Source organism: Asanoa sp. WMMD1127 (genome assembly GCF_029626225.1).
GTDB lineage: Bacteria > Actinomycetota > Actinomycetes > Mycobacteriales > Micromonosporaceae > Asanoa.
The window spans coordinates 5,567,306-5,581,663 of the sequence record NZ_JARUBP010000001.1; the positions used below are offsets into that span (position 1 = coordinate 5,567,306).

General features: G+C 71.5%; 13 protein-coding genes. 1 reads left to right on the forward strand and 12 read right to left on the reverse strand.

Translation table 11 applies throughout. The features are described 5' to 3' along the window. Window positions 1-16: 16 nt before the first annotated feature. From O7635_RS26535 to O7635_RS26565, 7 genes are read right to left on the reverse strand one after another with little or no spacing between them, the layout of a single operon-like run. Entirely contained in the window at window positions 17-2,086 is a 2,070-nt protein-coding gene (locus O7635_RS26535) for a PQQ-dependent sugar dehydrogenase (protein WP_278083195.1), read from the reverse strand. Between the two features lie 35 nt (window positions 2,087-2,121). Further along, window positions 2,122-3,078 (reverse strand): LamG-like jellyroll fold domain-containing protein, encoded by a 957-nt coding sequence (locus tag O7635_RS26540; RefSeq protein ID WP_278083196.1) that lies wholly within the window; start codon window positions 3,076-3,078, stop codon window positions 2,122-2,124. An 11-nt stretch (window positions 3,079-3,089) separates the two neighbouring features. Further along, window positions 3,090-3,830: an ABC transporter ATP-binding protein gene (locus O7635_RS26545; protein ID WP_278083197.1), complete on the reverse strand. Its 741-nt coding sequence runs from the start codon at window positions 3,828-3,830 to the stop codon at window positions 3,090-3,092. Beyond that, window positions 3,823-4,551, reverse strand: a complete 729-nt coding sequence (locus O7635_RS26550; protein ID WP_278083198.1) for an ABC transporter ATP-binding protein — start codon at window positions 4,549-4,551, stop codon at window positions 3,823-3,825. Before O7635_RS26550 ends, O7635_RS26545 begins: the two co-directional genes overlap by 8 nt. Next, on the reverse strand, window positions 4,529-5,590 hold the full coding sequence (locus O7635_RS26555) for a branched-chain amino acid ABC transporter permease (protein ID WP_278083199.1): 1,062 nt from the start codon (window positions 5,588-5,590) through the stop codon (window positions 4,529-4,531). Before O7635_RS26555 ends, O7635_RS26550 begins: the two co-directional genes overlap by 23 nt. Then, window positions 5,574-6,428 (reverse strand): branched-chain amino acid ABC transporter permease, encoded by an 855-nt coding sequence (locus tag O7635_RS26560; protein ID WP_347405345.1) that lies wholly within the window; start codon window positions 6,426-6,428, stop codon window positions 5,574-5,576. Before O7635_RS26560 ends, O7635_RS26555 begins: the two co-directional genes overlap by 17 nt. A 40-nt stretch (window positions 6,429-6,468) precedes the next feature. After that, entirely contained in the window at window positions 6,469-7,695 is a 1,227-nt protein-coding gene (locus O7635_RS26565; RefSeq protein ID WP_278083200.1) for an amino acid ABC transporter substrate-binding protein, read from the reverse strand. A 124-nt stretch (window positions 7,696-7,819) separates the two neighbouring features. Here O7635_RS26565 and O7635_RS26570 point away from each other — a divergent pair, with 124 nt between their 5' ends. Next, the gene (locus O7635_RS26570; RefSeq protein ID WP_278083201.1) at window positions 7,820-8,851 is read left to right on the forward strand and encodes a LacI family DNA-binding transcriptional regulator; all 1,032 of its coding nucleotides are present in this window, start codon (window positions 7,820-7,822) and stop codon (window positions 8,849-8,851) included. A gap of 98 nt (window positions 8,852-8,949) precedes the next feature. Here O7635_RS26570 and mgrA read toward each other — a convergent pair whose 3' ends face one another. From mgrA to O7635_RS26595, 5 genes are all read right to left on the reverse strand, one after another. Beyond that, window positions 8,950-9,996: an L-glyceraldehyde 3-phosphate reductase gene (gene mgrA / locus O7635_RS26575; protein ID WP_278083202.1), complete on the reverse strand. Its 1,047-nt coding sequence runs from the start codon at window positions 9,994-9,996 to the stop codon at window positions 8,950-8,952. 10 nt (window positions 9,997-10,006) lie between these two features. Next, complete coding sequence (locus O7635_RS26580; protein ID WP_278083203.1) at window positions 10,007-10,978, reverse strand: LCP family protein; 972 nt, start codon at window positions 10,976-10,978, stop codon at window positions 10,007-10,009. A 722-nt stretch (window positions 10,979-11,700) separates the two neighbouring features. Beyond that, entirely contained in the window at window positions 11,701-12,795 is a 1,095-nt protein-coding gene (locus O7635_RS26585; RefSeq protein WP_278083204.1) for a hypothetical protein, read from the reverse strand. Beyond that, window positions 12,731-13,321 carry a SigE family RNA polymerase sigma factor gene (locus O7635_RS26590; protein WP_278083205.1) on the reverse strand — a complete coding sequence of 197 codons (591 nt, stop codon included), beginning with the start codon at window positions 13,319-13,321 and terminating at the stop codon, window positions 12,731-12,733. The genes O7635_RS26585 and O7635_RS26590 overlap by 65 nt, the downstream gene beginning before the upstream one ends. 58 nt (window positions 13,322-13,379) lie before the next feature. After that, window positions 13,380-14,297: an AraC family transcriptional regulator gene (locus tag O7635_RS26595; protein ID WP_278083206.1), complete on the reverse strand. Its 918-nt coding sequence runs from the start codon at window positions 14,295-14,297 to the stop codon at window positions 13,380-13,382. Window positions 14,298-14,358 lie beyond the last annotated feature (61 nt).

The window sequence follows — 14,358 nt, forward strand, 5'->3', positions numbered from 1 at the left end:
ATCTCCCCCTACCGGATCACGCTGCTGGTGTGCCCTTCACCGTGAGGTCGCGCAGGCGGCCGATGTTGTCGAACGAGCCGAAGCCCACCCGGCCGGAGCTGAACGTCGTGTCCTTGGCCGTCATCAGCGGGTCCTTGGCACCGTCCACATAGACCGCGATCTCGCCGGTCGACGGCAGGTGCTTGACCCGCACGGTGTGCCACTTCGCGTCGACGATCGCCGGGTTGGCGCCCCGCGACCGGCCGTTCCACTGGTAGTCGATCCGCTCGCGGTCGGCGTTGTTCACCTTGAAGATGCCGTTGTGCGGGTAGATCGTGTTGTCGGTCGAGACGTGCGCGTAGTAGAACTCCGTGTCCGACCGGTAGCCGAACACGATGATCACGTCGCGGTTGGTGACCTCGACGGGCGTGTCGAGCCGCACCTCCCCGGTGATCTCCACCGCGCCGAACACCGGGCCGGCGGTCAGCACCGCGTACTCGAACGGGCGCCGGGGACCGGGCCGGGCCTCACCGGCCTCGGCCAGGATGACCTGACCGTTGGCGAAGCGCCACTTCGACGGGGTGACCGGGGCCCAGTTGGTCGGGCGCATGGTGTCCCGCACCGAGGTGCTGCCGACGTCTCCGGCGGCGAACTCCCGCGTACCCGTCACCTTCCAGATCTTGCCGTTGGCCTTGGCCAGGATGTAGAGCTCACCCTGTGCGTCGGTGCCGAACCGCAGGTCGACCCGGTTGGGGTCGCCGGGCGCGCCCGGCCCGGAGAGGTCCTGCATGCGCACCGACTCGCCGGCCGCGTTGAACAGCGCGAACCGGTGGATGGTGGCCGGCGCGTGGCCGCGGCGCATCTCGTCGGCCTCGGTGAACAGCACCCGCCCGTCGACCAGGTCGCCGAAGACGTACTTGCCGCGCAGCTTCGGCACGTCCCGGCCGCGGTAGACGAAGCCGCCGGCCACCGCGACGCCGACGTCCGAGGTGCAGTTCCAGCCGGGCGCGGGGTCGTGGTCGTAGGCGGCCACCGGGTAGACGTATCCCGCGTCATCGGCCGGGAGCGGGAGCAGCTTGTCACACGGGTTGGTCGAGGTCTTGTCGAATACGAACGCGCCCTCGCGCTCGCTCCAGCCCATGTTGTCGCCGGCCCGCACCTCGTAGATCGCCTCGATCGCGTGCTCGCCGATGTGGCCGAGGTAGAGCTTGCCGGTCGCCCGGTCCCAGCTGAACCGGTGCGGGTCGCGGTAGCCGTACGAGTAGATCTCGCCCAGCTTGCCGGCCTGGCCGACGAACGGGTTCGAGGGCGGGATGCCGTACGCCCCGTTGGCCGCGTTGGTGCCCAGCGGGTCGATCCGCAGCAGCTTGCCGTGCGGAATCGCCAGGTTCTGCGGGTCGGTGTTGCGCACCCCGAGCCCGCCGTCGCCGACGGCCAGGTAGAGCAGGCCGTAGTCGGCGTCTCCGCGCCGCGCCGTGGGGTCGAAGTTGATCTCCTGGACGCCGTGCACCTGACCGCCGAAACCGATCCGCAGCAGCTCCCGGCGCGTGCCGGCGAAGGTGCCCGCGGCCGGGTCGGTGGCCGTCCACTCGGTGATCACACCGTGGAACAGCGTGCCGGTCTGCTGCCAGTCGGGCACCTCGGTCGTCTGCGACGCCTGCTCCGTGTGGATGGTGTAGAACTTGCCGTTGCGCTTGAAGTCGGGGTGGAAGGCCACATAGCCGAAGCCCTGGCCGAGACCCCGTCCGGAGAAGAACTGCGGCGCGAACGTCGCGGCGACGTCGAGGTAGACGTGCGGCACGCCGTCCTCGACGAAATAGAGCTGGCCGTTGAGGTCAGGCACCGCGCGGCGGCCGGAGCCGTCGGGCACCTCCATGATGGTGTTGATGCGGGCCTGCCGCATGAGCCGGGCGTCGGTGGGCGCCGGGGTCGGCTCGGACTTCGGGAACGATGCGTACTCCTCGAGCACCAGGCCGATGCGGCTCTGCACCTGGGACTCGGGCACCGGGTCGTAGACGGGGTCCGCGGCCCGGGCCGGTGACGCCACGAGCAGGGACAGGGCGAGAGCGGTGGCGGTGAGGGACGCGGTCGTGAGGGATCTGCGCACGCGGGTCACTCCGATCTCGGGGACGGTGGGCGCGGTCAACGCCGGGTCATGTGCTGGTATTGCCTCTCGACGTCGCGCGCCGAGACAACGGTGTCGAGGAACATCAGCGAGTCCATGCGGCAGTCGCACGGGTTCTGCTCGCGGGAGTCCTGCGGGAAGCTGCCGCCGATCTTGATGCCGCGCGGGTCGGACGCGGTCGTCACGTGCGGGCCGGGGCCGCCCACGAGCCACGGGTCGTCGGTGCGGGTGTAGAAGCCGTCGACCGGCTCGCCGTCGCGGTAGAGGGCGAGCGTGCCGTCGGCGAAGTTGAAGGTGGCGGCGAGGTGCACCCACTCGCCGCGCGGCAGCAGCTCCTGCCACGGCCGGCTCGCCGCGAACGTCTGCGAGTTGCCGCCGTCGAGCCGCCGGCCGAGCGCGACCAGCCGCAGCTCGCCGTTGACGTCGATGAGCTCGAGCAGCGCCCGCACGCCGTGGCCGTCCGAGTCGCCGGTCAACACGCCGGCGAGGCCGATCGCGTTGAACCGGTCGGCCGGGTCGGGAGTGTTGGAGTTGAGCGCCGGGCCGTCCATGTCCACCTTGAACCAGCCCATCACGGTGGTGCCGGAGACGGCGTTGAAGGCGCGCAGCGTACGCACGCCCGGCTGGGCGTAGATGCCGGCCTTCCAGTCGTCGTTGCCGGCCGTCGCCGGGTCGACCTGCCTCGTCTGCAGCGCGTTGCCGCTGCGGTGGAAGGCGCGCTCACGGACCCGCATCTCGGGACCGCCGTTGACCAGGTCGATCTCGGTGCCGGAGCGGCCCTGGTCGCGCTCCAGCGCCGCGTCGCCACGGGCGGGGTGGTCGAAGTCGTAGTACGCGACGAGGTCGTCGCGCAGGGTCGGGTGGACGTCGCGCGGGCCGTCGTTGCTGGCCGACGCGGGCAGGACGGCGGTGCCGGCGCCGGCGAGCAGGCCGGCGGCGAGGACGGTGGCGGTGGCGAGGACGGCTTTCCGCATGGGCGTACCTCCTAGCGGGGCGACTCGGCGGGACGGCCGCCGAGGTAGAGCTCTCCGAGGCGCGGGTCGGCGAGGAGTTGGGCCGCCGGCCCAGAGATGTGCACGCGCCCGAGGTCGAGGACGCAGCCGATGTCGGCGGTCTCCAGCGCGCGGCGGGCGTTCTGCTCGACCAGCAGCACGGCGGTGCCGGCGTCGCGCATCCGCACGACCTGCTCAAACACGGTGCTGGTGGCCTTCGGGTCGAGGCCCATCGACGGCTCGTCGAGCAGCACGACCTTGGGGTCGACCATCAGCGAGCGGGCGAACTCGACCTGCTTCTGCTGGCCGCCGGAGAGCAGGCCGGCCAGCGTGTCCCAGCGGTCGGCGACCACCGGGAACAGGTCGCGGACGAACTCCGTGCGCGCGGCGATCCGCGCCTTGTCCTTGATGGTGTACGCGCCGAGGAGCACGTTCTCGGCCACGGTCATCTCGCTGAACACGCTGTGCCCCTGCAGTACGTGGGCGACGCCGCTGGCGAGCATCCGTTGTGGACCGTGGCCGGTGACGTCGACGCCGCCGACGCGGACGGCGCCTGATCGGGGCGCGAGCAGGCCGCTGGCCACTTTGAGGACGGTTGACTTGCCGGCGCCGTTGGGGCCGACGAGACAGACGATGGTGCCGGCCGGGACGGCCACGCTGAGTCCACGTAGGACGGGCGCGGCGCGGCCGTAGCCCGCCTCCACGTCGACGAGCTCGATCTCGGGTTCAGACACCAAGGTAGGCTCCCAACACGCGCTCGTCGGTGCGGATGACCGACGGCGGGCCCTCGGCGATCGGCCGGCCCCGGTCGAACACCACGATGTGGTCGCTGATGCTCATCACCAGCTCCATGTTGTGCTCGACGATGACGAACGTGCGACCCTCGGCGTTGAGCTCGCGGACCAGCCCGCCGATCCGGTCGAGCAGCGCCGGGTTGACCCCGCCGGCCGGCTCGTCGAGCAGCACGGTCTCGGGCTCGCTCATCAGCACCCCGGCCAGTTCGAGCAGCTTCTGCTGCCCCCAGGACATGGTGCGCGCCTCGACGTCGGCGAGGTGTTCGATGCCCAGGCGGGTCAGCCACTCGCGGGCGCGGTCGACCTCGGTGCGGCCGCGGGCGCCGCGGAACAGGTGCAGCCCCTGCGGCCGGGTCGCGGCGAGCACGTTGTCGAGCGCCGTCATCCGCGGGAAGACCCGGCACAGCTGGAAGGTGCGGCCGAGCCCGGCGCGGGCGATGGCGTGCGGTGAGCGGCGGGTGATGTCGTGGTCGCCGTAGCGGACCGCGCCGCTGTCGGCCCGGATCATGCCCGTGACGCAGTTGAAGAACGTCGTCTTGCCGGAGCCGTTGGGGCCGATCAGCGCGTTGACCTTGCCGTGCTGGAAGCTGACCGTGGTCTTGTCGAGCACCACGTTGCCACCGAACGCCTTGGTCAGCTCAACCGTTTCCAGGCTGCGCACCGCGCTCACCTCCGATCGGTTGGGGCTCGCGCTGTGCGGCCAGCTCGGCTGCGGTCACCTCGCGGATCGAGCTGTCGGTGCGGCCCGAGAAACGGTGCAGCAGGGTGCTCAGGGCGGGCAGCACGCCGTCGGGCATGAAGAGGACGACCAGCGCCAGCAGCACGCCGGTGGCCACCAGGTGCAGGGGAGTGTTGCCGAACTCGACCTTGAAGTATTCGAGCGCCGAGCCGACCAGCAGCGCGCCGACCAGCGGGCCGAACAGGTTGCGGACGCCGCCGAGCAGCGCCATCAGCACCATGTAGGAGCCGGTCAGGATGGAGAACTGGAAGATCGGGTCGAGGTCGCCGAACCAGAGCGCGTAGAGCCCGCCGGCCAGCCCGGTGAAGAACGCCGAGACGACGAACACCACCAGCTTGTAGGTGAACGTCGGCGTGCCCAGCGCCTCGGCCTTGTCCTCGTCCTCGCGGATCGCCTTGAGGCCCAGGCCGAACCGGGAGCGGTCGATCAGCCACCAGACCAGCAGGGCGACCGCGAGCAGGGCCAGGAACAGGTAGTAGAAGACCCGGTGGTGCTCGGGCCGGAGCAGGCCGGGGAACGGGCGCGGCACGTTGAGCCCGCGGGACCCGCCGGTGAACGACGCCCAGCTCTGGAAGACGAGCAGCGTCACCAGCACCAGGGCGATCGACACGATGACGAACGAGGCGCCGCGGACGCGCAGGGCGGCGTACCCGATGGGGACCGCGAGCACGGCGACCAGGAGGGCGGCGGCGGCCAGCGCCACGAAGCTCGGCAGGCCGCCCTTGGTGACCAGCAGGGCCGTGCCGTAGGCGCCGAGGCCGGCGAGGGCGCCGTGGCCGAGCGAGATGTAGCCGGTGAAGCCGCCGACGAAGTTCCACGAGGTGGACAGCACCGCGTAGTTGAGGACGACGATGCCGACCGAGAGGAGATAGGGGTTGGGCGCGATCTCCGGGTACGCGAGCGCGACGGCGACGAACGCGAGCAGCGCGACGCCGCCGGCGACCCTAGAAGCGTTGCGCAAGGCGACCTCCGAAGAATCCCTGCGGCCGGATCGCCAGCGTGACGAAGAGCGCGACGTAGAACACGGTCTGGGCCCAGGTCGTGCCGAGCTCGATCTGCAGCAGGCTCTGCGCGAGCCCGAGGACCATCGCGGCCGCCGCCGCGCCCGGGACGCTGCCGAGCCCGCCGACCACGATGATCGCCATCAGCGGGCCGATCCAGTGCCAGTGCAGCGACGGGTAGATCGTGGTGTCGAGCGACAGGGCGGTGCCGCCGATCGCCGCGGTCGCCAGGCCGAGCCCGAAGCCGAAGCCGGCGACCCGGTCGGTGTCGATGCCGACGAGCCGGGCCGCGTCGCGGTGCTGGATCGTCGCCCGCAGCGCCCAGCCGAACTGGGTGCGCTTCATGACCAGGTAGAGCGTCACCAGGGCGACGGCGGCCAGCCCGAACGCGATGAGCTTGACCACCGCGACGCGGGCGCCGAACAGCTCCAGGCTGGCCGAGCCGTAGCCCAGCTGGATGCGGCGCTGGGTGCCGCTGAAGACGTAGCCCAGCAGGCCCTCGATGACGACGGCGATCGCGAACGTCAGCAGCACCGACATCATGGTGAGGGTGACCGGCCGGAGCCGGGCGAGCAGCAGGCGTTGCAGCAGCACCCCGCAGCCGAAGAACAGCGGGACGGTCACCACCATCGACAGCAGCGGGTCGATCCCCAGCTCGGTGTGTGACCACCAGGCGAGGTAGGCGGCCAGGATGAGGAACGCCGAGTGGGCGATCATCACCACCCGCATGATTCCGAAGTAGAGCGTCAGCCCCGCCGCCAGGAGGGCGTAGAGCCCTCCCAGCAGCAGGCCGAGGATGACGCTCTAAAAGAGCAGGGCGCCGGACGGCATGGTCAGCTCACCAGGCCGGCTTCGGGAACACGAGGTCGGTCTCCTTGGCGTCCGCCGGCAGCACGATCTTGATCTCGCCGCCGACCCACTGCTGGATCATGTGGGCGCCCTGTGGCTTGCCGGTCTCGTCCCACGACAGCGGGCCGACGACCGTGTCGACCGTGTTGGCGCGTACCCAGTCGACCAGCTTCTTCTGGCACTCGCCCTGCTCGGCGCAGCCGGCCGCGGTGATGGCGGCCGCGACGACCTGACCCGTGGTGTACGCGTTGGCCTCGTCCTCCTCGGGCGGCGAGCCGAACTGGGCCGTGTATTTCTCGACGAACTCCTTGTTGCTCTCGTAGGGCGCGTCCTGCGTGTAGCCGGTGGGCGACAGGATGCCCTCGGTCTTGTTGCCGATCGCCGCCGCGAACTCGGGGCTGGTCGGCGCCGTCGAGAAGGCGGCCAGCTTGGGCTGGTAGTTGAGCTGCTGCAGGGCGACGATCAGGTTGACGCCGTCCTGGTACTGCGAGCCGCCCACGACCATGTCGGCCTTGGAGGTGGCGATCTTCGCCGCGATGCTGCTGAAGTCGGTGGTGTTCGGCGGGTAGACCTCGTCGACCACCGTCTTGACGCCGCCGGCCTCCAGCTTGGCCTTGAGACCGTAGGCCGTGCCCTGGGCGAACGGGTCGTCCATGGCCGCGTAGGCCGCCGTCTTCGGACGCTGCCCCTCGGGCAGGGCGAGCAGGTGCTCGGCGAGATGGTTGTAGTGGTCGTTGGCCACCGCGGGGGCCGCGTAGAACAGGTTCTTGAAGCCCTGCTGGAAGACCTCGGCCGCGGCGCCGGCGGGCTCGACGAAGAGCATGCCGTATTCCTCGGCCACCCGGGCGGCCGGGACGACGAGGCGGGTCGAGAAGGGACCAACCACGACGTCGACCTGGTCGCTGCCGATGAGCTGCTCGTAGTCGGCCACGACGCGGTCGGCGTTGGACTGGTCGTCGAGAATCTTGAGCTCGATCTGGCGGCCGAGCAGGCCACCCTTGTCGTTGGTGATCTTCGCCCAGGCCTCGTAGCCGCGCTGGACGCCCTTGCCGGGCTCGGAGAAGTCTCCGGTCAGCGGCAACGAGATCCCGACGACGATCGGTTCGTCGCTGTTCTGCTGCTCCGGTTCGTCTCCACCGCAGGCGCCGAGCGCGAGTGCGAGCGTCGCGCCGATCGCGGTGGCCGTGCGTCGTATCGTGCGGTTCTGGTTCGTCATCTCCGGACGCTCCTTCGAGCGGGGGACGGAAGCGCTTGCGAAAGCGCTTTCGTAGCCTAGGCTGTGTCCTGCGGGACTGGCAATAGACGGATTCCGTTGGATCGATGCTCGCGCGGGAGTGCGGATGCCGAAGCCTGGATCACGGTTGCGCCTCGTCGACGTGGCCGAGCGGGCCGGCGTGTCGCTGGCGACCGCGTCGCGCTCGCTGACCGGTCGCGACGGCGTCAGCGAGGAGGTCGCCCGCCGGGTCCGGCAGGTGGCGGCCGAGCTCGGCTACGTCGTCGACCCCTACGCGCGCACCCTCGCGGGTGGAGTCTCGACCTCGGTCGGTCTGGTCGTGCACCAGGTCGACGACCCGTACTTCTCCGAGATCGCCGGTGGCGTCATCGAGGTGGCCGGCGAGCAGGGGCTGATGGTGCAGATCTGCCACTCGGGCCGCGACCCGGTCCACGAGCTGCGGCAGATCCGGCACCTCATCGCGCAGCGGGTCGGCGTCATCATCGTCGCGGGCTCCGGCTACAACGATCCCGCCACCGAGGCGGCGACCAAGGCGGAGCTGACCGCGTTCCAGGACCTCGGCGGACGGGTCGCGGTGATCGGCCGGCACAGCCTGGGCGTTGACGCGGTCCTGCCGGACAACGAGGCGGGCGGGTTCGCGCTCGGGACCCATCTGCTGTCGCTCGGGCATCGGCGGATCGCGATCGCGGCGGGCACCGGCGGGCTGACGACGGTGACGGACCGGATGGCCGGGGTGCTGCGGGCCGTGCGGGAGGCGGGCCTGCACCCGGCGTCGCTGCCGGTCGTGCACACCGACTTCACCCGCGACGGCGGCCGGGACGCGGCCGAGCGGATCCTGCGCGACCACCCGGACACGACGGCCGTGATCGCGCTCAACGACGCGATGGCGATGGGCGTGCTGTCCGTCCTTCGTGGACGGAAGATCGCGGTGCCGAAACGGATGTCGGTGGTGGGCTTCGACGACGTCTCGGTGGCGGCGGACCTGGCGCCGTCACTGACCACGATCCGGCTGCCGATGACCGACATGGGCCGGATGGCGTTGGAACTGGCCCTCAAGCCGAAGTCGGCCCGCGCCCGCCGCCGCTCCACCGGCCACACCCTGGTCGTCCGCGACTCCACCGGCCCCGCGCCGCGCTGACGCGCGCCGCGCTGACGCGCGCCGCGCGTTAGGAACGGGCCGTTCCAATCGCTATCCGTTAGGAACGGGCCGTTCCTAACGGGGCGGGCGCCGGGAGGTCAGCCGGCCTGGGAGGAGGCGGCCCAGATATTGAGGTCGGACTCCGTCGCGTACCGGTCGATCTCGGTCAGCTCGTCATTCGTGAAGTCGAGGTGGTCGAGGGCCGCCAGGCTGTTGTCGAGCTGGGCCACGCTGCTCGCGCCGATCAGGGTGGAGGTCATCCGCTTGTCGCGCAGGGTCCAGGCGAGCGCCAACTGGGCCAGCGACTGGCCGCGGCCACGGGCGAGGTCGTTGAGCGCGCGGATCTTGCCCAGGTTCTCGTCGGTGAGCCAGTCGGCGTCGAACGAGCCCTCGCGAGCGGCGCGGGAGTCGGCCGGGATGCCGTCGAGGTAGCGGTCGGTGAGCATGCCCTGGGCCAGCGGGGAGAAGCCGATGCAGCCGATGCCCTCGCGGTCGAGCACGTCGAGCAGGCCGTCCTCGATCCAGCGGTTGAGCATCGAGTACGACGGCTGGTGGATCAACAGCGGCGTGCCGAGGTCCCGCAGAATCTGGGCGGCCCGCTCGGTCAGCGCGGGGGAGTAGGACGAGATGCCGACGTAGAGGGCCTTGCCCTGGCGCACCGCCGAGTCGAGGGCGCCCATCGTCTCCTCGAGCGGCGTGTCCGGGTCGACGCGGTGGGAGTAGAAGATGTCGACGTAGTCCAGGCCCATCCGGGAGAGGCTCTGGTCGAGGCTGGCCAGCAGGTATTTCCGGGAGCCCCAGTTGCCGTAGGGCCCCGGCCACATGTCGTAGCCGGCCTTCGTCGAGATCACCAACTCGTCCCGGTAGGGCCGCAGGTCGCCGGCCAGCAGCGACCCGAACGCCGTCTCGGCGGAGCCGTAGGGCGGCCCGTAGTTGTTGGCCAGGTCGAAGTGGGTGACACCGCGGTCGAAGGCCCGCCGCACGATCGCGCGCTGGGTCTCCAGCGGTCGCTCGCCACCGAAGTTCTGCCACAGCCCGAGCGAGATCGCCGGGAGCTTGAGTCCGCTGCGTCCCGTGCGGCGATAGGGCATCGCGTCGTAACGGTCGGCGGCGGCGGCGTACACGGAGGTCCCGATCGCTGGCATGACCTCCACCCTAGGTCTTGCCGGCCAGATAGCTCCGCACGGTGTCGTCGGACACGGCCTGGTAGAGCGCCTTCGCCTTGGTGCTGTCCGAGAGCACGACGCTCTGGCCGTCGCGGTTGCCGGTGCCGGCGGTCGGGCTGCCGAGGAACGTGAGGTCGGCGCTGCGCAGCCCGCGCAGCTGGAGCGCGGTGCCGACGAGGTCGAAGTCCTGGTCGACGGTGAGCGACCTGGTCGCCGCCTGGAGGAAATCGTTGAGCTTGACCGGGTTGGCCAGCGTGCCGGCGCTGGCCGCCTTGTCCAGCAACGCCTGCAGGAACTCGCGCTGGTGCCGCTCGCGGCTGAAGTCACCGTCGGCGAACTGGTAGCGCTGGCGCACGTAGTCGAGCGCCTCGGCGCCGGTGAGGTGCTGGGTGCCCTTCTGGAACGTCCGGTACGGCGGGTGGATCGACTTGATCGTCTTTTCGATCTTCAGGTCGACGCCGCCCAGCGCGTCGACCACCTGGGCGAAGCCGGCGAAGTCGATCATCGCGACGTGGTCGATGTGCACGCCGGTGAAGGTCTCCACGGTCCGCACGGTCAGCGGGGTGCCGCCCCAGGCGTACGCCGCGTTGATCTTCGCCATGGTGTCGCCGTGCTGGCCGTCGGGCGCCGGCGGCACGTAGACCCAGGTGTCGCGGGGTATCGAGATGACCTCGGCCTTCTCGTGGTCGGCGTCGACGTGCATCAACATGATCGTGTCGGTGCGGGAGTCGGCGCTGTCGTCGGGGTCGCGCGAGTCGCTGCCCAGCAGCAGCACGTTGAGCGCGCCCTTGACGACCGGGGCCGGCCGGTCGTCCTCGGGCACGCCGGCGAAGGCGTCGGTGCGGGCCAGGTGCCCGTTGAGCGAGCGGCCGTACGCCCAGACGCCGATCGCGCTGCCGCCGCCGATGACCACCAGCGCCGCCAGCACCCCGACCAGGATCCGTCGCGTTCTCCGTCGCACCGTTTCTGCCCGTCCGTCCCGCCGGCGGCCACCGCGGCCGCCGGACGTCACCGACGGTAAACGCGAATTCTGTGCGGAACCTTGACGCCGCTCGGTCCGGTCGACCGGGCGGCGGCCGGCTCGGACCTGGCCCGGCGGACCCCGAGAACGCTGACCGGTTGGCCCGGTCGGCCCGCTTGGCCGGGTCGGCCCGGTTTGCCCGGTCGGCCTTCGGTCTCCCACTCGCCCGATGATCAGGTGCACCTGATCTGGCTCGTGCACCTGCTCCTCCTCGATCATGTGCATCACGCCTGGGCGACACGCCCTTCCCTGGCCAGACCAGTCGCACATGATCATGAGAAGCGCACTCTCGTAACCAGACCCCGTGCACCTGATCAAGAACGCCACGCCCCCGGCGGCGCCCGTCCCGCGGTGCGGTGTCCGGTCGTGCGGTTCCGGCGGTGCGGTGTCCGGCGGTGGCGTGTCCGGCGGTGGCGTGTCCGGGCGGTGCCGCCTTCGCGTGCGGTTCCGGCGGTGCCGCCTCCGGCCGTGCCCGGTCCGGTGCCCCGGTGGGCGGTGCCCCGCTGGGTGGCGCCGCGTTGGGCAGCGCGCCGCACTGGGCGGCGGGTCGTGCGTCGGCCGTCGGGGCGCGGAGCCGGTGAGGCCGCCGGCGCGGGCCGCGCGTTAGGAACGGTCCGTTGCAATCGGAAGCAACGGACCGTTCCTAACGCGGGCGGGCGTGGTCAACCCACTGGCTTCCAAGTGCTGTCGTCGGTCACATCGGCGAGCGTGATGCCGTCGAGCACCTTCCGTATCTCCTCCGTGGACAGCCCGCCGGCGCCGCGGCTGGCCACCTGCACGTTGACCTTGCCGTCCGGCGACCATCGGTTGCAGAAGCCGGCGCCGCAGCTGATCTGGCGGGACGGTCGCTGGTTGGCGTTGGTGGACGGCACGACGTAGACCACGAAGCTGTTGGGCGGATCGGCGCCCTCGACGCCGCCGTACGGCTCGGACAACCCGGTCGTCGGCTGGGCGGGCCGGCTGTAGAGCAGGCCGCCGTAGTCACCGTCGCGCGCGGCGGCGATGCCGTTGAGCCCGGTCATCGCGTGCTGCGCGACCTCGTCGAGTTGGTAGCCGGCGGGGACGTAGCCCAGCGTGACGGGAACCTTGGCGGGCCTGGGTGTCGTCCCGCGCAGCCCGGCCGCCAGGGCGCGGAACTCCGCCGCCGACGGGTTGCCCGGCTCGCTCGAGTAGGAGTCGATCACCGCCCAGGCGCCGTCGGCATATTCCCAGGCGAGGGTGTGGAGGCGGCCACCCTCCGGCACGTCGGTCTCGCGGCCGGGGCGCTCCCCGACGGTCACCGGACGGGCGCCGGGGAGCTTGTCCGGGTCGTACGCGCCGGGTCGGTAGACGGTGAGGTAGGCGTAGAGCGACGGACCCTCGCGGGCCGGCGCGGCGGCGTCGATCGCCCGGTCGTTGGTGACCAGGCCCTCGGCGTAGACAGGTGCGATCTGGTAGGCCGTGGCGACGTCGACCGGCGGCGCGACCCGCAGCCGGCCGACCTCGTAGGCGTCGACGGTGAAGGTGAACGGTGGCGCCGCCACCGGCACCGGCGTGAGCGCCTGCGCCGCCGTCTCCGCCGGCCCGGTCACCGCGCGCGACTGCAACGCCACCGCCGCGACGACGCCCAGCACGGCCAGCCCGGCCGCGCCGGACGTGGCCCAGGCCTGCCGCCGGCGCCGGCGTACCCTGCGTCCACGTTGGACAATGTCCTCAACGCCGTAACGCGGCGGCGGCGCTTCGTCGGCCGCCAGATCCACCACGTCCCTGACTCGCATCTATCCACGCTCCCGGTTCCGCTGAATCGTCAAGAACGACACCGCCCGCGGCCAGCGCCGCACGCAGGTTGGCCAGGCCGCGGCTCGTCTGGCTGCGCACCGTGGGCGGGCGCACGCCGAGCACCTCCGCGGCCTCCTCGGCCGTCAGGTCGAGGTAGTAGCGCAGGACGAGCACCGCCCGTTGGCGCACGGGCACCCGGCGCAACGCCGAGCGCACCCGCAGGCCCTCTTCGCTGGCCCCCGTCGGGTCGGAATGGGGGACGTCGGGCAGCGCGTCGCCGGCGGACCGCTCGCGTCGCCACCAGGGCCGGCGGGTCTCGTCGATGGCGGCCCGGACCACCATGGTCCGCGCGTAGAGGTCCGGCCGGTCGAGCCGGCCCCACCGCGGGTAGAGCTTCGCCAGCGCGTTGGCCACGGCGTCCTCGGCGGCATGCCAGTCGCCGCACGTGACGTACGCGAGCTTGCGCAGCGCCGGCATGTGCGACGCCACGAACTCGCGAAACCCGTCCTCGTCAGCCGGACTCAATGGGCCGCTCCCTCCGCCAGGGGTAAGACGGTGGAACCGCCGCGAAACGATGCACCGGTCACGGTTCCGATCCAACGCCGGCCCGGTAGCCGGCCGGTGACGCCCCGGTGACGCGCTTGAACGCGACGCTCAACGCGCTCTCCGAGCCGTAGCCGACCTCGCGGGCGATGCTGGCCAGCGTGCCGTCGCCGCGCCGGATGCGGTCCGCCGCGAGCTCGATCCGCCAGCCGGTCAGGTAGTCGACCGGGCTCTTGCCGATGACCTCGCGGAACCGGGCCGCGAGCGTCGAGCGGGACACCGCGGCCGCGCCCGCCAGCGACCCGACCGTCCACCGCTCACCCGGCCGCGCGTGCATCGCCCGCAGCGCCGGGCCGACCACCGGATCGGTCAGCCCGGCCAGCCAGCCGGACGGGGCGGCGTCGGTGGTGGCCAGATGGAAGCGGAGCACCTGGATCAGCATCACCACCGCCAGATGCTCGGCGACCAGCGTCGAGCCGATCCGCTTGGCCCGCACCTCGGCGTCGATCCGGTCGATCGCCCAGTGCACCGCCTCGGCCTCGGCGGTCGTGGCCGGCACGTGGATAACCGGCGGCAGGCCGTCGAGCAGGAGCGCCCGCGCCCGCCGGTGGAAGCTGAACCGGCCGCCGATCAGCGCCAGGTCGTCGCCGTCGCCCACGCGGGCCACCCCGTCGACGGCCGCGGCGAACACCGGCCCGGCCGGCTCCGGCGGCACCTCGGCGTCGCTGGCCAGCCCGAACGGGACCGGCCTCGTGAGCAGGAAACAGTCGCCGGTCGCGAGCGGGATCGGATCGGCCAGGCCCTCGACGGTGAGCAGGCACCGCCCCCGCCGCACCGCGTTGAACTTGACCCCGTCGAGCGGGGTGAAGCGCAGCGCCCAGCGGCCGCCGGCGACCATGCCGCTGGAGAGGTGACCGGAGACCCCGATCAAGGTCAGTACGTCTTCCAAAGGATCCATGGCTGGACGCTCGCTAAAGTTTCGTGCCGTCTCGACTATTCATCGTCTGCCGCGCGGCTCA

What these genes read in the sequence shown, in the direction of transcription:
- O7635_RS26540 (WP_278083196.1), bottom strand. Translation starts at nt 3,078, where the DNA reads ATGCGGAAAGCCGTCCTCGCCACCGCCACCGTCCTCGCCGCCGGCCTG.
- O7635_RS26565 (WP_278083200.1), bottom strand. Translation starts at nt 7,695, where the DNA reads ATGACGAACCAGAACCGCACGATACGACGCACGGCCACCGCGATCGGC.
- O7635_RS26570 (WP_278083201.1), top strand. Translation starts at nt 7,820, where the DNA reads ATGCCGAAGCCTGGATCACGGTTGCGCCTCGTCGACGTGGCCGAGCGG.
- mgrA (WP_278083202.1), bottom strand. Translation starts at nt 9,996, where the DNA reads ATGCCAGCGATCGGGACCTCCGTGTACGCCGCCGCCGCCGACCGTTAC.
- O7635_RS26585 (WP_278083204.1), bottom strand. Translation starts at nt 12,795, where the DNA reads ATGCGAGTCAGGGACGTGGTGGATCTGGCGGCCGACGAAGCGCCGCCG.
- O7635_RS26595 (WP_278083206.1), bottom strand. Translation starts at nt 14,297, where the DNA reads ATGGATCCTTTGGAAGACGTACTGACCTTGATCGGGGTCTCCGGTCAC.